Here is a 20,988-nt window from a genome sequence, read left to right on the forward strand (position 1 = left end):
AAATCCGGTTTGACGCCTTACTTAATCGTGACCGAACCTACAGAAACATCAATGGTAAAACTCATCAGGTTTTCGCTGTTTTCTCTATAGGCTTTACTCACATAGGTATTGTTGCCTAGGTCTTTTAGGTACTTCGGGATGTAGGTTCTACACATTGGAGTGGAGGTGATTTTCAAAATGTAGGCATGATTTTCATTGGGCAACTGGAGATTGACTTTCCCGACGCCAACCATAGCTTTGATATTGCAAGATTCTGACATTTTATCAGTGAAGGAAAGGTCCAAAGTGCCGTAATTCGACTCGAAAATCATTTCTTTGGCATTGGTGAAGTTGAGGTTTTTTGCTTCCAGGTTACCCATATTGATGGAAACGGAAAGTGTATCCATTTTTACTGAATTGGCAAAATTCTTACTGTAATCCAACTTTATGTCCGCACTTGTGGATTTGATCTGACAATTGGAAATCGGCAAATGAGACAAATCAAAAGTGGCTAACCCAATTCCAAAGTAAAAATGTAGATTATAGAGATTGTGGGAATTCAGCCCCACATCCCATTTGTGGTCAAAGTCCTCGTTCGAGCTTGAAAAGAGCTTGTAAGAAAGACTTTTTCCGAGGTTTTCAGACTCGACATTCCTGTGGGAAAGATTCGTAAAAAGAATCCCGTCCTTGATCCGATAAGAGAATGAAGGAAGAATGTTTACCTTATTGAGTTCAGAGTGTATCGTCAGAGGTCCGTCTATTTGATCTCTTTTGATTTCAGAGATACCTTTATAAACATTGAAATCCAGGTGGACAAGATTATAGCCGTTTTTTTCCTCGACTTTGAACTCCTTAGTAATTTGGGCATCGGACCAAGACGTACTCCCTAGAACCAATCCAATTAGTAAGCAAAATCTGTTCAACATACGGTTAGGTTACGGCGATCAATTTAAAAGGTTATTAAAGGTATAAAAAAAGCCGGATTTTAATCCGGCTGCAAGTTTTTTAGAAAAATTCTTTCATCTTATCAAAGAAGCTTTTCTCGGATTTTCCTGGATCAGGCATGAAGTTTTCTGAATTTTTCAAATTTTCCAAAATCTGGCGTTCGTCTTTTGAAAGCTGTTTCGGTGTCCAGACATTTACTTGGATCAGTTGATCACCTCTGCTATATCCATTGATATCTTTTATTCCTTTTCCTTTCAATCTCAACATTTTACCGCTTTGGGTTCCGGGATCAAGCTTGATTTTGACTTTTCCTTCAATAGTTGGAACCTCGATTTGGGAGCCGAGTGCCGCATCAATAAAGCTCACGTACAATTCAAATATGACGTCATTCCCATTTCTTTGAAGCACTTCATCCTCGATCTCCTCGATGACGATCAATAAATCACCGGGAACGCCACCTGCAGTTTCGTTGCCTTTACCTGACATACTGAGCTGCATGCCGTCCGCCACACCTGCGGGAATGTTGATCGATATGACTTCTTCTTTGAGAATAAGTCCTCTGATATCAGCATCAGCAGGCTTTTTGTCCACAATCTGGCCGTTGCCGCCGCAGACATGGCAAGTGCTGGTAGAGACCATCTGGCCAAGCATCGTATTCACTACCTTTTTGATCTGACCTGAACCCTGGCAGGTCGAGCAGGTTTTGAAGGTAACTCCATCTGCCAAAACATGGCGTTTTACTTTGATTTTCTTCTCTACTCCGTTGGCTATTTCTTTGAGGTTCATCTTCAGTTTAACCCTGAGATTGGTGCCTTTTTTTACCCTTCGGCCACCTCTTCCTCCACCAAAAAACGAATCAAATCCACCTCCTCCAAATATGTCTCCAAATTGGGAAAAGATATCCTCCATGTTCATTCCACCGCCGCTGTATCCACCATTGCCTCCAAGACCCTGATGACCAAACTGATCGTAGCGTTGCTTCTTTTCTGCATTACTCAAAACCTCATAAGCTTCCGCTGCTTCTTTGAATTTGTCTTCAGCTTCGGGATTGTCAGGATTTTTATCCGGATGGTATTGGATTGCGAGCTTTCGGTAAGCTTTTTTTATTTCTTCAGGAGTTGCACTTTTTGTTACCCCTAATATTTCATAATAATCTCTTTTTGCCATATTACTTTCTTAAGCTCCAATTACTACTTTGGCAAACCTGATGACTTTATCACCAAGGGTGTATCCGTTTTCAATGACATCAATGACTTTCCCTTTCATCTCTCCATCGGGTGAAGCTATTTGGGTGATAGCTTCCTGAGTCTCTGCATCAAATGGTTTTCCTGCTAGGTTTTCCATGGATTTTAGTCCTTTTTGCTCCAATATTCTTACTAGCTTGTGGAACACAAGCTGGTTCCCTTCTCTTACTTTTGAAGCGTCTGTTTCATTTTGATGGGCTTTGAAGGCCCTTTCAAAGTCGTCGACTACGGGAAGGATTTCTGTCATCAAATCTTCAGAAGCTGTTTTGATCAGATCCAGACGTTCTTTTGCCGTTCTCCTCCTGTAATTTTCAAACTCAGAGTAAAGTCGCAAATATTTGTCCTTCAATTCTGCAACTTCTTTGACCAATTTGTCTTCTTGGGAAGCTTTTGGTTTTGCTGAATTTTCAGAATATTCTTTTTGATCATCATTTACAATCTGCTCCTCTTGCACACCATGTTCTTGGGATGTGATCGGATCCTCATTGAATATTTCTTTGTCCTCCATTATTTATCTCAAAATTTGACTTTTAATTTTCTATCAATTTGTTTGCCAAGGGCTCTAAACTGACAACTTGGCATTTATTGGATGGTGATAGCCTGCCAAAGCATATCTTTGAGTTTGTCAAGGTTGTACCCTGAAACCGCTGATATAAAAATCGAATCAAGGTCTTTGGGAACTTCTTTTTTCATTTGGTCCATCAGTTCATCATCTAACATGTCAGCTTTTGTAATGGCCAACAATCTCTTCTTGTCCAACAATTCCGGATTGTATTTTTGAAGTTCACCAAGTAGTATTTTGTATTGGTTTTTGATATTGTCTGAGTCGGCAGGAATCATAAATAACAGGATGGAATTTCGCTCTATATGTCTCAAAAACCTCAGGCCAAGTCCTTTTCCTTCAGCAGCGCCTTCTATGATTCCGGGAATATCTGCCATTACGAAAGATTTTTCATTCCTATAGGGAATTACACCTAGGTTGGGTACCAAGGTGGTAAAAGGATAATCTCCGATTTCAGGTTTGGCAGCAGAAATACTGGAAAGAAGGGTTGATTTTCCTGCGTTTGGAAATCCAACCAAACCGACATCTGCCAATAACTTGAGCTCAAGTATGATCCATTCTTCTATTCCTTCCTCTCCGGGCTGCGCAAAATGAGGTGCCTGGTTGGTTGCTGTTTTGAAGTGGTCATTTCCCAATCCCCCTCTTCCGCCCTTTGTTAGGATTACTTCCTGTCCTTCTTCAGTTATTTCAAATCTTGTCTCAAAAGTCTCAGCGTCTTTGGCAATGGTCCCCAGCGGGACTTCTAGGATAACATCTTTCCCGTCTCTTCCTTTTCTTCTTCCTCCTTCTCCACCTTTTCCTTCTTCAGCGATGACGTGTTTTTTATATTTCAAATGGAGCAAAGTCCACACCTGGGTGCTTCCTTTCAATATGATATGACCTCCTCTGCCACCATCCCCGCCGTCAGGGCCACCTTTCGGCACGTGCTTTTCTCTTCGAAAATGTACCGAACCTGCTCCTCCGGCACCTGATCTGGAGCAGAATTTTACGTAATCTATAAAGTTGGTTTCTGCCACTTTTTCTATGTGTTTTAAACAAAAAAAGCTAAGCTTGAAGGCTTAGCCGGATAATCTTCCCCGCAAAGGTAAGAAATATTCAGTATTTAGTATTGGTCGATGACTTTAGTAATGTCAGTAAAGATGCCTTCGATGGTGCCGACGCCATTTATTTTGGTGAATTTTCCCTGTTTTTCATAGTATTGCGCCACAGGAAGGGTCTCATCTAGATATACCTTAATCCTTGTAGCAATCTTGGATTCATCCTGGTCATCTGTCCTACCTGAGGTTTTTCCTCTTTCCCTTATTCTTTCCTTTAATATATCTTCTGCCACATCTAGTGCGATCATGCCTGAAATTTCAATGGAGTTCTTCTCCATAAGCTTATCCAATGCCTCGGCTTGTGCGACAGTCCTGGGAAATCCGTCAAAAATAAAACCATTAGTCCCCGGAGTATTTGCTATTTTGTCATCCACCATGCCGATGACCACTTCGTCAGGGACAAGTCTGCCTTCATCCATATATTTTCGCGCAAGTTTTCCAAGCTCTGTTCCTTCTCCAAGATGCTTTCTGAATAAATCTCCCGTCGATAAATGGGTCAGCTTGTATTTTGAGATTATATTTTCGCTTTGGGTTCCTTTGCCTGCCCCCGGAGGGCCAAATAAGACAATGTTGAGCATATTCTGTTTCTCTTAATATGTTTATAATTATTTCAACTGATAAAGTTCAGGTAGATTTCGCCCTAATCCATCAAAGTCCATTCCATAACCGACTACAAATTTATTAGGGATTTCGAAGCCTATGTAACTCACTTTGAGGGGATGTGTAAGGGCTTCTGGTTTTAATAGAAGCGTTGCAACAGCTAGCTTTTTTGGGTTTTTCCTTTGAACCATCTCAAGGAGATGTTTCATGCTCAACCCTGTATCAATGATATCCTCTACGATTATCACAGACCTGTTATTCAATTCAATGTCCAATCCAAGAAGGTTTTTGACCTCACCGGTAGAATTCGTCCCTGAATAAGAAGAAACTTTGACAAAGCTTACCTCAATCGGTATGGAAATACTTTTTGCAAGATCTGAAAGAAATACAAAAGAACCATTGAGGACACCAATCAAAACAGGGCAATCCCCTTTGAAATCCCTGGAAATTTCAGCACCAATCTCTGCCACACGTTGTTGGAGTGAATTAGCTGTAATATAAGGAACAAATACTTTGTCTTTAATTGATATCATAAGATCAAATAAAAATGCCCTTTATTCAAGGGCACGGCAAATATAAAAAAAAAAGATTCCTCTCCATCTAATTAATTGCTAATCCTATAATCGCTTCATCAAATATTTGTAAAGGTCAATCATGTTTTGAAGATCTTTTAAAGAAACCTTTTCATAAGGTGTGTGTACATTGTCTTCTGCTGCACCGATAAAACACCAGTCAATCGGGTAAGCAGACAATTGGATTTCCCTGCCATCACTGCCGCCACTTCCCTCGACCTCTAATTGATAAGGGATGCCGCTTTCGTTTGCAAGAGTCAATATTTTGTCCAAAAATTTTTTTCGGGGAATGAATCGATCTCTCAACGAAACGGCCACCCCTTGATGATGTCGTACACCTTCTGTGATCCAAGTAATATCTGAAATCAGCGCAAACGTAATCGGTGCCACTTCTTGGATAAATCTGAGTAGAAATGGGACACTTCCTCCCCCGTGTTCTTCATAAGTGGAAAAAACTACCCAACCATTTTCCAATTCCTCGCATAATTTTAAGCAATTATATATTCCAAGCCGGTTGTCTAAGTATGCTGCTTGGATAAATTCATTATCTAAAATAATGGACTGCTCGTATGAAAGAAGGGTTCCCCTGTCAATTGCTCTTGGGAAATCATGAAAAACAAGATCATCATCCAAAATTATTTTGCATGAAATGGGACCTAGGCTATCTTCCCCTGTAAGTCTTATACCATCTTCGATTTCTGGTCCGCCGATGGGTACTAGTTGGTTTTCATAACGTGTGGAAAACCCAATAGTATCCATATGTGCAAAGACAGCGCCTTTTGGATTTCCAAATTTAAGTAACAGACAATCATGCAATTTGTCCCCAAAAAAGATTTCAGGCTGAACCTTCCACGAGTTTTTCCGTTTGTGAATATGATCAATTAGAAATTCAGTCATGGCAGTTTCATTTCCGGAGACACTGCTTGTATTTAAGAGATCAAATAGTAATTTTGTCATGGGATAATGTATTTCACATCGATTTTAATTGTAAATTCATTAAAAATCAAAAAGAATTTTGGTATAGTTTTAAAATATTAATATACATTTGTGAATAGTTAAAAGTTTATAAATTTGCAGTCAAATCAATTAAACACCTAAAAATCTGAACAAAAAATTTTTTATTATGAAAAAAATATTACTATCTACAATTATGGCGGGCTGTTTAGCTTTAGGAGTTAACGCCCAAGACGACTATAACAAGTGGTCTTTAGAACTCAATGGAGGTTTTAACAAACCTATGGCCCCGTTGTCTCCTGGATTTTATTCACCTACACTAAATCTTGGTCACGTCGACTTTGGTGTTAGGTATATGTTCAATGACAAATTCGGTGCAAAATTGGACTATGGTCTAGGTTCATTCAGTGAATCTGGAAAAGACAACAATCCTGCATTTTCTACTAGTTACTACAGACTTAATCTTCAAGGGGTAGCGAACTTGGGTAGAATAATGAAGTGGGAATCTTTCACTAGGAAGGTGAATTTGTTAGGACATTTCGGTGCTGGTATTGGTCAAGTTCGTCATGATGGACCTCCAATTACTTTCAACGATAATGTTTATAACTTCATTGTAGGACTTACCGGTCAGGTTAAACTGAGCGAAAGAATCGCCCTTACAGGTGACGTAAGCACAATTCTCAATGGAAGGCAGACAGTTACATTTGATGGAAACACCAACATCGGTCCCACAGATCCTGGATACTATGGTACAAATGGTACTTGGTGGACCGGAACCCTAGGTCTGACATTCTACCTTGGTAAAGGAGCAACTCATGCTGACTGGTATGTTGAAGCTGATAAATATGCAACCAAAGCTGAATTGGCTCAACAAATCGGTGAGATCAAAGATATGTTGAAAGATTCTGACGGCGACGGTATTCCTGATTACCTTGACAAAGAACCTAATACTCCAGGCGGAGCAAGAGTAGATTCGAACGGTAGAACAATTGATTCTGACGGTGATGGAATCCCTGATCATTTGGATAAATGTCCATTTGCTCCAGGTCCTGCTTCTAACAACGGTTGCCCAATCGAACAAGTTAAAGAAGAAATTGACTTCTTCAAAAGGGCAATTAATGAAAACTACGTAAATGTTTACTACGCATTTGATTCAGCTAAGCCACTTGGTTTCTCTGCCTCTGCTGTAAACTTCGTATCCAATTTCTTGAAGAGAAATCCGGGAGTTAAACTAGAAGTAAAAGGTTTTGCTGACGAATTAGGTCCTGAAGATTACAACATGAAGTTGTCTGAAAGAAGAGCTAAAGCTGTCTATGACCTATTGATTGCTTCAGGTATAGATGCTTCTAGACTTTCTCATAAAGGCTACGGAGAAGATACAAGTGTAGACAAGAACTCTGCTGACGCTAGACAATTGTCTAGAAGAGCAAGTTTCGAAGTGAAATAATAATTAAAATCATAATACGAAAAGCCCGGTTCTAGGAATCGGGCTTTTTTTTTGATTTAAATTTCAAATCCAAAGCATTTTGGTTATAGGTATTATTACGATATTTGATTCTGCCGAATTTAAATTCTTTTGATATGTTTATTTTAGAAGATAAAAACAGTATTGCAAACCATTTTCTTGCCGAACTCAGAAATGAAACCCTTCAAAATGACCGATTGAAATTCCGTAGAAACTTAGAAAGATTGGGTGAGGTGATGGCCTATGAGGTTTCCAAAGCATTTGATTTTTCAGAGATTGTCATTTCTTCACCTTTAGGTAAAAAAAAATCGAATTTAATTCTCGAACAGCCCATTTTGATTGCCATCCTTAGGGCAGCACTTCCATTTTATCAAGGATTTTTAAATTTTTTTGACCAAGCCGATAGCGGATTTATTGGTGCGTTTAGAAAGGAAGAACAAGTCGGTGATCCTAAAGTGGAAGTTGAGTATTTGTACCAAGCAACCCCTGATATCAATAATAAGACCTTGATACTGATTGATCCAATGCTAGCCACCGGAAAATCTATCGTGAAAACTATTGAAAATTTACTTTTAATAGGCAATCCTAAAGAAATTCATATTGTTAGCGTGATTGCCGCACCTGAAGGGATTGAATTTTTAAAAGCCAGTATTAAGCAACCTTATCAATTATGGATATGCTCTTTGGATGAATGTCTTAATGATCAATCCTATATCATTCCGGGCCTTGGAGATGCAGGAGATCTTTGTTTCGGAAATAAAATTTAAGAAATATGGTTTACTTATTTTTATGCATCGGCCTATTGATCCTCCTTGGCGGTGGAAAGCTTTTAGTCGATGGAGCTTCTTCGTTGGCATTAAATTTAGGGTTGAGTCAAGGCTTTATCGGACTTACAATTGTTGCTTTTGGTACGTCCGCACCGGAATTACTCGTAAGTTTAAATGCTGCCCTTGACGGGAAAGGTGACATTTCCATAGGAAATGTTATTGGTTCTAATATTGCAAATATTTCTCTGGTTTTGGGAATCAGTGCCATTGTTTTTCCGATCAAGATCAGCTCCTCCGTATTTAAGGTAGATTATATTGTTCTAATTAGTAGTTCATTAATTTTCTATTTCCTTTCTTTAAACGGCATCATCTCGAGATTTGAAGGATTTCTTCTTCTTTTGATTCTGATTTTGATCAATATTTATTTTTTTTTTAAATTAGGAAAAGTAGATCTCAATGAATTAGTAGCCGATTTGATTTTACCATTGCCAAAATGGAAGTCTATATCATTCCTGATTTTAGGAATTTTCGGACTTTATTATGGGGCAGATTTGTTCGTTGAAAGTTCGATTGAAATTGCTTCCATTTTTGGAGTAAGCGAAAGAATCATTGGAATAACAGTCATTGCTATCGGTACAAGTTTGCCGGAGATGGCTACTTCTATAATCGCAGCCTTAAACAAAAAAACAGATATCGCTATAGGGAATATCCTTGGGAGTAACATTATGAATATTCTGGCCATTATTGGAGCAACTGCTGCCATTAGTCCTATCCCTGTTTCTGAAGGATTTCTCAACCTAGATTTTTATTGGATGTTGGGATTGACGATTGTATTATTTCCGATTTTGAGGTCAGGTGATAGGGTTTCAAGAATAGAGGGTGTGTTTCTCTTTGCAGCCTATTGTACATACATTTTCATCATTTTATGACAAGTTATATCTGGAAGTTTCTGGGGATTTACCTTGCATGCCTCTTTAAATTTATATCAGGCCCTGTTTTGGGTGCTGCTGCAGGTTTCTCTTTAGGAGAGATAGTTCTTGTTTCGGTGGGAGGGATGATGACAACGGTTATCACTGTTACATACATAGGAGATTGGTTTAAATCTTATTGGAATCTTAGAATATCTCCTAATAGAAAAAGATTTTCGCCTAAATCCAGAAAAATTGTACGTGTTTGGAGAAAGTTCGGACCTGTTGGAGTAGCGGTTTTTACACCTATTTTTCTAACTCCAATTGGAGGTTCGATAGTCATGAACGCATTTAATGTGGATAGAAGGAAAATTATCCTTTATATGTCAATCAGTGGGTTCTTTTGGGCGCTCCTTCTAGGTGGATCCATTAATTGGATATTGAGCATTCCATTCTTTGATACATTACTCCGGTGAGTGCTCATCCGGTAAAATTTCGATATCCTGGATCAAAACCCTCTTTGAGATTTCTTGACCTGTCAAGGTAGCAGCTAATCCTCCCATAGCGGTCTCTTTATACCTACTTTCCATACTTGAGCCGATTTCTCCCATTGCCTCGATGCATTCATCCACAGGAATAACTGAACTGACGGATGCTATGGCGATTTGAGCAGAACTGAAGGCAATTGCTGCAGCACTTGCGTTTCTAACCACACAGGGGACTTCCACAAGTCCTGCAACAGGGTCGCAAACCAGACCAAGCATGCATTGTATAGTGATTGCAACAGCATTGAACACTTGGTCAATTGACCCGCCCAAACAATACACAATTGCTCCTGAGGCCATTGCTGCCGCTGACCCTGTTTCTGCCTGACAGCCTCCGACAGCACCTGCCAAACTCGCTTTTTGCTCGATGATCAAGGCGATTCCAGCGCCAACCAATAATCCTTCCAAGATTTTTTTATCTTCCAATCCATGTATTTCCTGAAGGGTATAAAGTACGCCGGGCAGTATTCCGGATGCCCCTGCCGTAGGTGCTGCAACAACCCTTCCCATACAAGAATTTACCTCTTTAGCCGCCAAGGCTCTAGAAATCAGCTTCTGAAAATCAACAGATAAGACGGTAAGTGGGTGGTTATAAACTTTCTTTGCTCCATTATTAATCATTCCTGATCTTGAGGTCATATCTGCACTCAAGCCAGTATCCACAGCCTCCTTCATGACGTCGTAAGCCTGCTGTAAGCCTTGATAAATATCTTCCGGAACACTGTTTTTTTGAGAAATCTCATAGTCAATGACAGCCTGATGCAAACTGATCTGGTTATTCTCACAATGGGATTTCCATCCAACGAAACTATCAAATAAAAAACGCATAAAATCTTTTGGGTACGGTATAGACAAATTTGAACAAACTATCTTATAAAACAAAAGCCCCCACTATTCTACAATGGGGGCTCAAATTCTATGAGTCGATGTTTACTTGATATCGGTCACAGCCACTTTGAAAATGATGGGTTCAAAGGGTCTTGCAATTTGAGTAATATAACCCTTATCAAACAAATCTTTTCTTATTGAGAAGGGAAAAACCTGGGCAGTTAATCCAAACCCAAGTCGGGAAGGGATTATTACCTCGATTTCTTGTCCTTTTTTCAATCCTTTTAGGCTTAGATTCAAAAACCCGGGATTTGATTCACTTCCAAGCATAATTTGAAACGGCGTATTTCCTGTGGATTGGGCAATAGGATTCTCACTATCAAGTTGGAGGATTTTGTAGGTGAACCTGATTTCATCTCTATTTGTAGCGACTTTGCTTTCTGCCTCCCCTTCTTTGACAGTTTTGACATAAATACTGTCTGCTGTTTTTACGAACCCTTCTAGGTTTTTTTCAGAGATGTAATCTAAAATCATTTCTTCCTCCATTTCCTTGATTTCAGCGTTGGTATAGGTTTCTGCATATTTCACTTTCACCACGAGATTGGAGTTTGGAAGGATCAATTGTTGGTAGTTATATTCTTGATAGGCAAGGTACGATGGGATATATAGGCTAAAAGTTTCTCCTACTTTGGCTAGCCCGGAAGCAAAATTAATGGCTCTTGGAATCAATCCCCCTTCGGTATGTTTGTAGATTTTTGGACTCTTGGATTCATCAGTATAGTTTTCAATCAACTGACCATCAATTGTCCTGATTTCATAATACACCCCAATGATGTCATTGTTTATGATTTGATTGCCGGTTTCATTTGGAATGATTTTTTTATAAAAATAACCCAATTGTGTCTCTGTGGCATCAATATTATTTCGGGAAAGATAATCCGCTAACAACCTGTCATCTCTATCGATCGCATTCTGTAAATCTGACTCAACTTCTGGAAAACAACCTGCAATTCCAAATAGCAGTCCAATCAGCACCGGTAAGACAATTTTTCTACTCATTTTTATTCTTTTTTAGTTTTTAATTGAAAATTCATTCTAAGATTTATTCCCCCCATGGAGAATTGTTGGTTGGTAAAGGTCTGATTGCCCAAGGGCAATTTATAAAATGGTTCTATCGAAAGGAATGTCCCATTTTTAAGATTTTGTTCAAATCCCACACCAAAATTCACCATCCTTCCGGTGTTAATTCCACTGGACTGTGAATCAGGCACTATGGTTTGGGTAAAGGTGTTTACCATTTGTTGGTTGCTTACAAAGTTAGCTGTTGCTAGATTGGCAGTGCTGAAAGTGGTGACATCCTGCTGATTGAGGTAGAACATATTGGACAATCCCGAAATTAAGTAAATGTCTGATTCCTTTTTGTCCATCACTTTGTATTTTAGGTTGATGGGAATATCAAGTTGGCCGAAACTCAATTCTCTGGAGGTGTTGATGACATTTCCTGTAAATGCGGATGCTTTTAAGTTTTGGGCATCGGCGTTATTCGAAACATTAGCCGATAAGTAATTTCCTCCTCCAGAAGAAGGAGAAATGTTTTGTCTCGCAAAGGCCATTCCCACATCAAGTTTGAGTTTTTTAGAGAAAGAGAATTCCGACATCAAACCTGCTCCCAAATTTAAGCTTTGGGTAGAATTGGAGATGGTTTGTGGGGCTACCATGACGCCCAATTTCATAGGTTCTTTGGCAAGCGCCTCTTTCTGGATTTCATTTTCTGTAGAGGCCAAAGTATTTTCTCCTTTCCATTCCTGGATTTGTTCGATTGCTTCCTGTTGTGTCATTTGTTCAACTTCTTTTTTTGCAATCAAATCCGTACTTGGTGAAAGCAAGATTTCTGTTTTTTCTGAAGTTTGATTTTCAGGCAAGATGGTTTTTTCGATCCGTTCAGGAATAAAAGCTAGATTTTTTGCTGCATCCTTTGAACCCGGTTTTGGAGAAGGAGAATTTCCGAAGTTCCCTTTGCCATTGGTTTTTGGCTTTTCAGCCAGTTCAGGGGAATCAGGTTGAATAGTTGTAGTAGCCGAAGGTGGAGGAATAGAGACTTTTCCTCTTGATTCGATATTCTCTTTTTTTATTGGAGTATCTTTTCGGGTTTCGGTGATCAGATTTTGATCTTCAGTGGGTGAAGTTTGGGTAGGTTGTAGAATGGCATTCAATGAGAATCCGAGAAGAATTGCCGCAGCAATACCGGAAACCCACTTCACCCAAAGCAATTTTGGTTTTGCTTCTTTCCTGAAATAGATTTTGGAAAATTTATCCCATTCTGAAGCATCAAATTCCCCCTCCATTTCCTTGAAGGAGGATTTGATTTTGTTTACAAGTTTTTTATCGAATTGCTCCCTCATTTTTGATTTGATTTAGCTCCTGGATTTTTTCTCGAAGTTTTTTCTTTGCCCTGGCCAAATAGGTCCTTGAAGTGCTCGAAGGGATTCCCAATTGTTCACTGATTTCGTTGTGCGAATACCCTTCTATTTCATACATATTGAAGATAATCCTGAGGATTTCTGGAAGTTCCCTTAATATTCCGAGTATGTCCTCTGCAGAAAGCCGGTCGATTATATCCGCTTCGAGGGTTTCGGTATCCGCTTTTTCTATGTCCATCATTGCGGTATGTTTGCTGTTTTTCCGATAATAATCAATGGATGTATTGATCAATATCCGTCTCAGCCAACCTTTAAAGGAGTTTTGGGGATCATAATTACCTAGCTTGTCAAAGGCTTTTATAAAGCTGTCATTGATGATTTCGCAAGCTTCCTCCCTTGAATTTGAATACCTCAAAGCAACACTCATGGCATATCCATAGAATTGCTTATAAAGCAGTTCTATGGATTTTCTGTCTCCATTTTTGGCTTCTTGGATGAGGTGTTTTTCCAAAGATTATTGCTTTTACATAAGCCTTCTTTTTGAAGACGGCTATTGATGGATTAATGCGACATCAGGCAAAAAAAATGTCGGCTTTTTGATTTTATGCTAAATTCATTTATTCCTTACGAAAAGAAGGTTCAGCCTGTTTTTATTCCCGATGGGCAAAGATAAATCTAATAATCAGGGAAAAATTACCTCAAGTGCGCTGAAAGGTAATTGTTTCGAAATTTGGGATTTAGAATACTCTTATCGTTCTCAAATAATTTTGGTCGAATTTTTAATAAAAAGAATTCTTTATGGAAGAATTTTTATCATTGCCTTAAACCCTTACTTTTATATTTGGTTAAAAACTTACTTCAAAAGTCTCCGTTTAATTGTTAACCAATTTATGATGAGAAGAATCACCTTAATCTCTACCTTCTTTCTTTTGTTTTCGGCTACTTTTTCTTTTGGCCAAAGAGAAGATGCGGGGAATTACGAATATGACAGAGAAGTGCTTTTTGGTATCAATAAAAATACCAACGGCGGATTGATTGGTGGGTTTGTTTTGAAGATGGGGTACCGGATAGATGAGACAAATTTCCAGTTTTTTGGGCTTGATTTGGTCAATGTCAAAAACCCAAAAGAAGTCAGGTACAATACGGTATTGGGCAATTCCTACATTTTTGGAAAATCTAATTATCTCTATTCCATCCGGCCATATTATGGGAGGGAAGTGATTGTATTCAAAAAAGCACCACAACAAGGGGTTCAGGTATCGCTATTGGGAGCAATTGGTCCCACGATCGGTATCATCGCTCCTTATTACATTGAGTATGCGGTCAATAGGCTAGAAACTGTCAGAGAGCAATATGATCCTGAAGTGCATCAAAGCAGGTTTAATATTTTAGGTCCCGGCAGACTCTTCGAAGGGATCGGCCAATCCCAGGTCGCTTTTGGCGGTAATGCAAAAGCAGCCGTACTTTTTGAGTTCGGAGTATTCAAATCAAATGTTACTGGTTTGGAACTTGGATACCAATTGGAAGGTTTTACCAAAGAAATCCCGTTGATGCCCACTGTTGAAAACCGTCAGGTATTTCAATCTGTTTACTTCACGTTTTTCTATGGGTTCAGGAAATAGACCCTTTTATTGGGTTTACTCATACCTTGGACTTAATTTCGCATTCTTAATCTCGAGAACATGATCGAATTACCTGTAATTTCTGAAGAGGCAACAAAAAGGAAAAAACCTGATTGGTTGAGGGTGAAGTTGCCCATTGGGAAGGAATATGCCAAAGTTAGAAAACTAGTCGACGAACATAAACTCCACACGATCTGCGAAAGCGGCAATTGTCCAAATATGGGCGAATGTTGGGGTGCGGGGACGGCGACCTTCATGATATTGGGAAATGTCTGTACGCGATCCTGCTCTTTTTGTGCTGTCGCCACAGGAAGACCGCCCGAGTATGATACCGACGAACCAAGAAGAGTAGCTGAGGCCATTAAACTGATGGGAGTGAAACATGCTGTAATCACTTCCGTCAACAGGGATGAACTCAAAGACAAAGGATCAGAGATATGGTATCAGACCGTGGTAGAGACCAAAAGACTTTCTCCTCAAACTACCATTGAAACCCTGATCCCGGATGTCAAGTCAAATTGGGAGGCATTGTATAGAATGATCAGCGGAGGTCAGGAAGTTGTTTCCCATAATATGGAAACCGTTGAGACGCTATATAGAAGGGTGAGGCCGCAGGCAAAGTATAGCCGATCTTTGGAACAGATCAAATTGACCAAAGAATATGGTAAAAGAACCAAAACCGGAATTATGCTTGGTCTTGGTGAGGCAAAAGAAGAAGTATACAAAGCAATGGACGATCTTGCCGCACATGGCTGTGACATTCTGACACTAGGGCAATATCTGCAGCCTACCAAAATGCATATCGAAGTGGCAGAATTTATCCATCCGGATTTATTTGCCCATTATAAAGAAGAGGGATTGAAAAGAGGAATAAAATATGTCGAATCGGGACCTTTGGTGAGATCTTCTTACCACGCCGAAAGACATGTGAATGTCTAAAAATAAAAAAAGAGGATGAGGCCTTAACCCCATCCTCTTTTCTTTTTAAGAGTTATTTTTTTATCTGAGGTATGCAGACAGCATCCACACCGTTTTTTCTTTGGCGGTGATATAGTCGCTCATCAACGAAACAGTGCCCTCATCGCCTTGTTCGGTGGCTGCTTCCAAAGCTTCTCTTTCAAGCATCAAAAGGGTGTTCAAGTTGTCACGGACGATTTCTACCATGTTTTTAGAATCATGGACTTTTTTGGCCTCCTTGATTTCAGAGTTTTCAATGTACTCCTCGTAGGAGGAAAAAGGTCTAGCTCCCAAAGTCAAAATTCTTTCCGCTGTTTCGTCCACTCCAAGGTTTGCTACATTGTACAACTCCTCAAACTTGGCATGAAGCTCGAAAAAATTAGGTCCTGACACATTCCAATGGAAATTCCTGAGGTTTTGATAATAGACTTGGTAATTAGCCAAAAGGATATTCAATTTCTTCACCAGTACCTTGCTTTCTTTTATTTCTAATCCGATATCGTTTGTGCTCATAATATTTATATTTATGGTTAGTTATATCAGTACATGCACAAAAATGAAGCCACAGAAGGTGGATAAGTAATTTTGTCAGATTGATAATATCTATGGCAAAATCGAGTTTTCTATTACAACACCTTTTGACCAATTATAAATACACCCAATGAGGAATACACTGCAGGATATAGGGATTTTGGATTTTTACCAAAACAAAAACCGGATCAAATGGCTCATTTTTATCAGTTCTGTGGTGATCAGTTTTGGGTCTATCTACTATACCAATATTTTGGTTGAAGAACTGAAAGAAAGGGAAAAACGTCAGATTGAATTACTCGCAAGGGCACTTGAATATGCATCAAGTGCTTCCATTGACACAGATAACCTCAGCTTTATCACCCAAGAAATCATCACACAAAATAATTCGATTCCGGTAATAGTCGTCAACTCAGATGGAGATCCGGTCGATCATAAGAATATAAGTTTCAAAAAGGATGCAAATCAGGAGGAAATAGATAAAGTATTAAGGGCAGAGCTTGTCCAAATGAAAGCCGAATATGAACCGATCGTGAGCGAAGATTCTCTGATTTATTATCGTAACTCGGAGCTATTAACATCCCTCAGATACTATCCTTACGTGCAGCTTTCCGTGATTTTGGTGTTTGGAGTCTTGGCTTATGCTGTTTTCAACCAGTCTAAAGTCGCTGAACAAAACCGTGTATGGGCAGGCCTCACAAAAGAAACTGCCCATCAGTTGGGAACCCCTATTGCTTCTTTGATGGCTTGGATGGATTATCTCAAAAATTCACCTATCTGGGAAGAAAACAAAGAAGTCATCCAGGAAATGGACAAGGATGTGGTCAAATTAAGAATGGTCACTGAGCGATTCAGTTCGATCGGAAGCAAACCTTCTATCCAACTCGAAAACGTTTTTTTGGTAGTGGATGAGGCTATAAATTATTTGAGACCAAGGATTTCTACCAAAGTCGACATACAAGTAAACGGTTATGCTGACAATATCGAGGCGATGTTGAACAAACCACTTTTTGAATGGGTGATCGAAAATATTGTCAAAAATGCCGTGGATGCCATGAAAGGGCAGGGGAGTATTTCGATAGATATCGTGAAGGAAAGCGAAAAATTCGTCTTTGTGGACATCACTGATAATGGAAAAGGCATGGAGAAAGGCATGTTTAAAAAAGTTTTTAACCCCGGTTTCACGACTAGAAAAAGAGGTTGGGGACTTGGATTAACACTCGCCAAAAGGATAATAGAAGGATACCACAAAGGAAAAGTCTATGTCAAACATTCCGAATTGGGTGTTGGCACCACATTCAGAATTATCCTTCACGGAAGCAAAGAAGGAATTCAGGGATTCAAACAGGAAGATTTTTTGGGACAAAAAGTTTGATTTTGGATTCAAAGTATTTGTTAGCTTTTCTTGACTTAACTCAAAATTGTTCTCGGATTTACAGGCAGCTTTCGAACCACACTAAGCGTAAATTTCCAAATCAATATCCATCAATATCCAATATCAATGAATATCTAAATTCAACAAATTGACTTTTGAATTAATGAGAATAAGTTACCCATAATCTGATATTCAATTTTTAAACTTTCCACCCTTCCAACCTTAGAATTAAAAGCCTACCTTTGCAGGCTGAAAAATTACAGAATCAGGACTTTACATGAGTTTGACTAAGGAAATACAAAAGAGAAGGACGTTTGCCATCATTGCCCACCCTGATGCAGGAAAGACCACTTTGACCGAAAAGCTCTTGCTATTTGGTGGTGCAATCCAGACAGCCGGTGCGGTGAAATCCAACAAAATCGATACTGCTACCAAATCCGATTGGATGGAAATAGAAAAGCAAAGAGGTATCTCTGTGGCCACTTCGGTAATGGGTTTTGAATATCAAGGTGTCAAAATCAATCTATTGGATACCCCGGGTCACCAGGATTTTGCGGAGGATACCTATCGGACTTTGACAGCTGTCGATTCGGTCATCATGGTCATAGATTGTGTGAAGGGTGTCGAAATACAGACCGAAAAACTCATGGAAGTCTGTAGGATGAGAAATACGCCCGTGATCTGTTTTATCAACAAACTCGACCGTGAAGGAAGAGATCCTTATGAGTTGTTGGATGAGGTGGAGGAAAAATTGAATATCCAGGTCAGACCGCTTTCTTGGCCTATCGGAATGGGCAAGGGTTTCAAGGGAGTCTATAATTTATATGACAAAAAGCTGAACCTTTTCACTCCTAGTCAGCGGAAACTCAGTGATGCTAGGGAGACAATCCAAAACCTGGATGATACCAAACTGGATGAATTGATCGGAGGAAATAATGCCATGCAGCTGCGGGAAGACGTGGAATTGATTGAAGGAGTTTATCCTGATTTTGATCCCAAAGAATACCTTGAAGGAAAGGTCGCACCTGTGTTTTTCGGCTCTGCTGTAAATAATTTTGGGGTCAATGAGATGTTAGACACCTTTATCCGGATTGCACCTTCTCCCAAAAGCAGATTTACTGAGGAGAGGGAAGTTAAACCAGAAGAATCCAAATTCTCTGGATTTGTGTTTAAAATCCACGCCAACATGGATCCCAACCATAGAAACAGGATTGCATTTTTGAGGATAGTTTCAGGAAAATTTGAGAGAAACAAACCTTACAACCATGTTCGTGGACCTAAGCCACTCCGGTTTTCGAATGTGACCCAATTTATGGCGCAGGACAGAGAAATCGTCGATGAGGCATTTCCAGGAGATATCGTCGGCTTATTTGATACCGGCAATCTGAAAATCGGCGATACGATGACAGAAGGTGAAAACATGACTTTCAAAGGCATCCCAAGTTTCTCCCCCGAAATCTTCAAAGAAGTCATCAACAAAGACGCCATGAAGACCAAGCAATTGGAAAAGGGCTTGAAGCAGCTGATGGAAGAGGGCGTTGCCCAATATTTTACTTACGAAATGGGTAACCGTAAAGTAGTGGGTACTGTGGGTCAGCTGCAGTTTGAAGTTATTCAGTTCAGGCTGAAAAATGAATATAACGCTTCCGTTGAATTCGCGCCGATGAATCTATATAAAGCCTGTTGGATCAGCAGCAAAGACAAAAAGCAGTTGGATGAGTTTATCAGGTCCAAGAGCAGGCACATTGCGTACGACAAAGACGGGAAAGTGGTCTTTATGGCCGAATCAAGGGCTTGGCTTCAGATGGTGCAGGACAATTATCCAGAGATAGAATTCCATTTCACTTCCGAGTTTTAGAGAATAACATTCCCACAAAGCCGCAAAGACACAAAGTTTTGGTTTGTGGATATTTAATAACATTCATTCAATTTCCCTTCGTGGCTCCGTGTCTTAGTGGGAGAAAAATCTTTAGCACAAGTTTTATGAAGAAGAAACCATTTTCAGTAGTCTATGAAGACAATCACCTCCTGATAGTCAACAAGGCTGCAGGCGTGCTCGTGCAGGGAGACAAGACCAAGGACAAAACGCTGACAGATTACTGCAGGGAATATATAGCCAAGAAATACAATAAACCGGGTGATGTTTTTTTACATCCTGTTCACCGTCTTGACAGGCCTGTCAGTGGATTGGTGGTCTTTGCGAGGACTTCCAAAGGACTTGAGCGCATGATGGAGCTTTTCCGCAAGCGGGACATCCACAAAGTGTATTGGGCGATAGTCAAAAACAGGCCAAAGGAAGAAACCGGGAAACTGACCCATTATCTGGTGAAGGACGAGGTTAAAAACTTTGTAACCGCACACGAAAAGGAAGTCGAAGGTTCTCAGAAAGCGGAACTCAATTACAAGACTTTGGGCAAACTGAATGACCATTGGCTGTTGGAGGTACGCCCGGTTTCCGGAAGACCGCATCAGATCAGGGTGCAATTGGCTTCCATGAATTGCCCGATCAGGGGGGATTTGAAATATGGTTTTCACAAACCCAATCCAGATGCGAGTATCAACCTCCATGCATTCCACCTGGTATTTGTCCATCCTATCAAAAAGGAAAAGATCTTCTTAAGAGCCGCATTGCCGGAAGAAGCTTTTTGGGAGCAATATCTGGAATTTGAACCGGTTAGGGGCAAAGACCAGCAATTGGAAAATACTTTTAGTGGGTAATTTCATTTTCGAATTGTTTTTTGCTTGCCTTTGTTTTTGAAAAAGTTACATAAATTGATGTTTCAAAGCCTGAATTTATGAAAACAATACAAGTCAAAGTAAGTGAAAAGGATTTAGAGAAGTATAATCTGGACAGTGACCCAATCATTGATTTCAAGCTCCTTGTTGAAAAAATAAACCTCGATTTTGCAAGGAAAGCACTAGAAGAATGTCAAAATATTGCAAAAGGGGTAGGATTGTCAGAATTGACATTGGAAGAAATTGATGCGGAGATCAAGGCGGTAAGGAATGAAAGTCATTTTTGACACAAATTGGCTTCCCTTAATTATTTGCTCTAAAAAATTTAAATAATTGAAATGAAAAGTCTTTTCACCCTTCTAATCGTTTCTTTATTGTTGCTCGCTTGTTCACCCAAGCAGGAGCCAAAGACCATTTACATTGTCCGCCATGCAGAGAAAATCTTACAAGGAGATGACCCCGGACTCAGCGTGGCCGGAACTGCAAGGTCCAAAAAACTAGGGCAAATCCTTGTAAAAAAAGAAATCCAACACATCTTCAGCACCAATACCATCCGTACCAAAACTACCGCAAAGCCTTTGGCGGATGCAATAAGCATTACTATAGAAATATACGACGCTAAAAATCATGATGATCTAGTCAAGGAGCTTCGGGAAAGAACAGGTAACATCCTTGTAGTCGGCCACAGTAATACTGTCAATCAGTTGGCCAATTATTTTGTAGGCTCAGGTGATAAATACGCCGAACTTCAAGACATCGAGTATGATTTTATATTCGAAGTTTCTCTAAAGGAAGATGGCAGTTCAGTAGAAAGGAAAGTTTTTAAGGATTTTTGATTTTTTTCACCACAGAATAATTTTTAAAATACTATTCAGGCTGAC

The 20,988-nt window shown here is 39.6% G+C and carries 23 protein-coding genes; 11 read left to right on the forward strand and 12 right to left on the reverse strand.

The genetic code is table 11. The features are described from left to right. Nucleotides 1-17: 17 nt before the first annotated feature. The 7 genes from MMU05_RS11625 to MMU05_RS11655 all read right to left on the reverse strand — a co-directional run bounded on the left by MMU05_RS11625 (nucleotide 18) and on the right by MMU05_RS11655 (nucleotide 5,956). Complete coding sequence (locus tag MMU05_RS11625; RefSeq protein ID WP_241141852.1) at nucleotides 18-905, reverse strand: DUF4097 family beta strand repeat-containing protein; 888 nt, start codon at nucleotides 903-905, stop codon at nucleotides 18-20. 79 nt (nucleotides 906-984) lie between these two features. Next, the gene (gene dnaJ / locus MMU05_RS11630) at nucleotides 985-2,091 is read right to left on the reverse strand and encodes a molecular chaperone DnaJ (RefSeq protein WP_241141853.1); all 1,107 of its coding nucleotides are present in this window, start codon (nucleotides 2,089-2,091) and stop codon (nucleotides 985-987) included. A 9-nt stretch (nucleotides 2,092-2,100) separates the two neighbouring features. Further along, the gene (locus MMU05_RS11635) at nucleotides 2,101-2,676 is read right to left on the reverse strand and encodes a nucleotide exchange factor GrpE (protein WP_241141854.1); all 576 of its coding nucleotides are present in this window, start codon (nucleotides 2,674-2,676) and stop codon (nucleotides 2,101-2,103) included. A gap of 74 nt (nucleotides 2,677-2,750) precedes the next feature. Then, nucleotides 2,751-3,746 (reverse strand): GTPase ObgE, encoded by a 996-nt coding sequence (gene obgE, locus MMU05_RS11640; protein ID WP_241141855.1) that lies wholly within the window; start codon nucleotides 3,744-3,746, stop codon nucleotides 2,751-2,753. An 86-nt stretch (nucleotides 3,747-3,832) separates the two neighbouring features. Continuing rightward, the gene (locus MMU05_RS11645) at nucleotides 3,833-4,405 is read right to left on the reverse strand and encodes an adenylate kinase (RefSeq protein ID WP_241141856.1); all 573 of its coding nucleotides are present in this window, start codon (nucleotides 4,403-4,405) and stop codon (nucleotides 3,833-3,835) included. Nucleotides 4,406-4,432: 27 nt separating this feature from the next. Continuing rightward, nucleotides 4,433-4,960 (reverse strand): hypoxanthine phosphoribosyltransferase, encoded by a 528-nt coding sequence (gene hpt / locus MMU05_RS11650; RefSeq protein WP_241141857.1) that lies wholly within the window; start codon nucleotides 4,958-4,960, stop codon nucleotides 4,433-4,435. Between the two features lie 84 nt (nucleotides 4,961-5,044). Continuing rightward, complete coding sequence (locus MMU05_RS11655) at nucleotides 5,045-5,956, reverse strand: M20/M25/M40 family metallo-hydrolase (protein WP_241141858.1); 912 nt, start codon at nucleotides 5,954-5,956, stop codon at nucleotides 5,045-5,047. Nucleotides 5,957-6,122: 166 nt separating this feature from the next. Here MMU05_RS11655 and MMU05_RS11660 point away from each other — a divergent pair, with 166 nt between their 5' ends. The 4 genes from MMU05_RS11660 (at nucleotide 6,123) to MMU05_RS11675 (ending at nucleotide 9,569) form a co-directional block, all read left to right on the forward strand. Further along, entirely contained in the window at nucleotides 6,123-7,400 is a 1,278-nt protein-coding gene (locus MMU05_RS11660) for an OmpA family protein (protein WP_241141859.1), read from the forward strand. A gap of 134 nt (nucleotides 7,401-7,534) precedes the next feature. Then, entirely contained in the window at nucleotides 7,535-8,185 is a 651-nt protein-coding gene (gene upp, locus MMU05_RS11665; RefSeq protein ID WP_241141860.1) for a uracil phosphoribosyltransferase, read from the forward strand. A 5-nt stretch (nucleotides 8,186-8,190) separates the two neighbouring features. Further along, entirely contained in the window at nucleotides 8,191-9,114 is a 924-nt protein-coding gene (locus MMU05_RS11670; RefSeq protein ID WP_241141861.1) for a sodium:calcium antiporter, read from the forward strand. Then, the gene (locus tag MMU05_RS11675; protein WP_241141862.1) at nucleotides 9,111-9,569 is read left to right on the forward strand and encodes a hypothetical protein; all 459 of its coding nucleotides are present in this window, start codon (nucleotides 9,111-9,113) and stop codon (nucleotides 9,567-9,569) included. The genes MMU05_RS11670 and MMU05_RS11675 overlap by 4 nt, the downstream gene beginning before the upstream one ends. Here the strand turns inward: MMU05_RS11675 and sdaAA are convergent. The 4 genes from sdaAA to MMU05_RS11695 form a co-directional block, all read right to left on the reverse strand. Next, entirely contained in the window at nucleotides 9,558-10,466 is a 909-nt protein-coding gene (gene sdaAA, locus MMU05_RS11680; protein WP_241141863.1) for an L-serine ammonia-lyase, iron-sulfur-dependent, subunit alpha, read from the reverse strand. The genes MMU05_RS11675 and sdaAA overlap by 12 nt on opposite strands. A 102-nt stretch (nucleotides 10,467-10,568) precedes the next feature. Then, the gene (locus MMU05_RS11685; protein ID WP_241141864.1) at nucleotides 10,569-11,525 is read right to left on the reverse strand and encodes an FKBP-type peptidyl-prolyl cis-trans isomerase; all 957 of its coding nucleotides are present in this window, start codon (nucleotides 11,523-11,525) and stop codon (nucleotides 10,569-10,571) included. 2 nt (nucleotides 11,526-11,527) lie between these two features. Next, nucleotides 11,528-12,868, reverse strand: a complete 1,341-nt coding sequence (locus MMU05_RS11690; RefSeq protein ID WP_241141865.1) for a hypothetical protein — start codon at nucleotides 12,866-12,868, stop codon at nucleotides 11,528-11,530. Then, complete coding sequence (locus MMU05_RS11695; RefSeq protein WP_241141866.1) at nucleotides 12,849-13,397, reverse strand: RNA polymerase sigma factor; 549 nt, start codon at nucleotides 13,395-13,397, stop codon at nucleotides 12,849-12,851. The genes MMU05_RS11690 and MMU05_RS11695 overlap by 20 nt, the downstream gene beginning before the upstream one ends. 382 nt (nucleotides 13,398-13,779) lie before the next feature. Between MMU05_RS11695 and MMU05_RS11700 the strand changes: the two genes are divergently transcribed. Continuing rightward, on the forward strand, nucleotides 13,780-14,508 hold the full coding sequence (locus tag MMU05_RS11700) for a hypothetical protein (RefSeq protein WP_241141918.1): 729 nt from the start codon (nucleotides 13,780-13,782) through the stop codon (nucleotides 14,506-14,508). 60 nt (nucleotides 14,509-14,568) lie between these two features. Next, nucleotides 14,569-15,447, forward strand: a complete 879-nt coding sequence (lipA, locus tag MMU05_RS11705) for a lipoyl synthase (RefSeq protein WP_241141867.1) — start codon at nucleotides 14,569-14,571, stop codon at nucleotides 15,445-15,447. A 60-nt stretch (nucleotides 15,448-15,507) separates the two neighbouring features. Here the strand turns inward: lipA and MMU05_RS11710 are convergent, their stop codons facing one another. Further along, the gene (locus MMU05_RS11710; RefSeq protein ID WP_241141868.1) at nucleotides 15,508-15,978 is read right to left on the reverse strand and encodes a Dps family protein; all 471 of its coding nucleotides are present in this window, start codon (nucleotides 15,976-15,978) and stop codon (nucleotides 15,508-15,510) included. A 148-nt stretch (nucleotides 15,979-16,126) separates the two neighbouring features. Between MMU05_RS11710 and MMU05_RS11715 the strand changes: the two genes are divergently transcribed. The 5 genes from MMU05_RS11715 (at nucleotide 16,127) to MMU05_RS11735 (ending at nucleotide 20,943) form a co-directional block, all read left to right on the forward strand. After that, on the forward strand, nucleotides 16,127-17,371 hold the full coding sequence (locus MMU05_RS11715; RefSeq protein ID WP_241141869.1) for a sensor histidine kinase: 1,245 nt from the start codon (nucleotides 16,127-16,129) through the stop codon (nucleotides 17,369-17,371). Between the two features lie 277 nt (nucleotides 17,372-17,648). Continuing rightward, the gene (locus tag MMU05_RS11720; RefSeq protein ID WP_241141870.1) at nucleotides 17,649-19,229 is read left to right on the forward strand and encodes a peptide chain release factor 3; all 1,581 of its coding nucleotides are present in this window, start codon (nucleotides 17,649-17,651) and stop codon (nucleotides 19,227-19,229) included. A gap of 125 nt (nucleotides 19,230-19,354) precedes the next feature. Continuing rightward, nucleotides 19,355-20,089, forward strand: coding sequence for an RluA family pseudouridine synthase (locus MMU05_RS11725; RefSeq protein ID WP_241141871.1), 735 nt, complete (start codon nucleotides 19,355-19,357; stop codon nucleotides 20,087-20,089). Nucleotides 20,090-20,166: 77 nt separating this feature from the next. Then, the gene (locus MMU05_RS11730) at nucleotides 20,167-20,394 is read left to right on the forward strand and encodes a hypothetical protein (protein ID WP_241141872.1); all 228 of its coding nucleotides are present in this window, start codon (nucleotides 20,167-20,169) and stop codon (nucleotides 20,392-20,394) included. 51 nt (nucleotides 20,395-20,445) lie between these two features. After that, a complete protein-coding gene (locus MMU05_RS11735) occupies nucleotides 20,446-20,943 on the forward strand; it encodes a SixA phosphatase family protein (protein WP_241141873.1) in 498 nt (165 codons plus the stop codon). Nucleotides 20,944-20,988 lie beyond the last annotated feature (45 nt).

It is taken from the genome of Cognataquiflexum rubidum (assembly GCF_022538115.1).
Taxonomy (GTDB): Bacteria; Bacteroidota; Bacteroidia; order Cytophagales; family Cyclobacteriaceae; genus Cognataquiflexum; species Cognataquiflexum rubidum.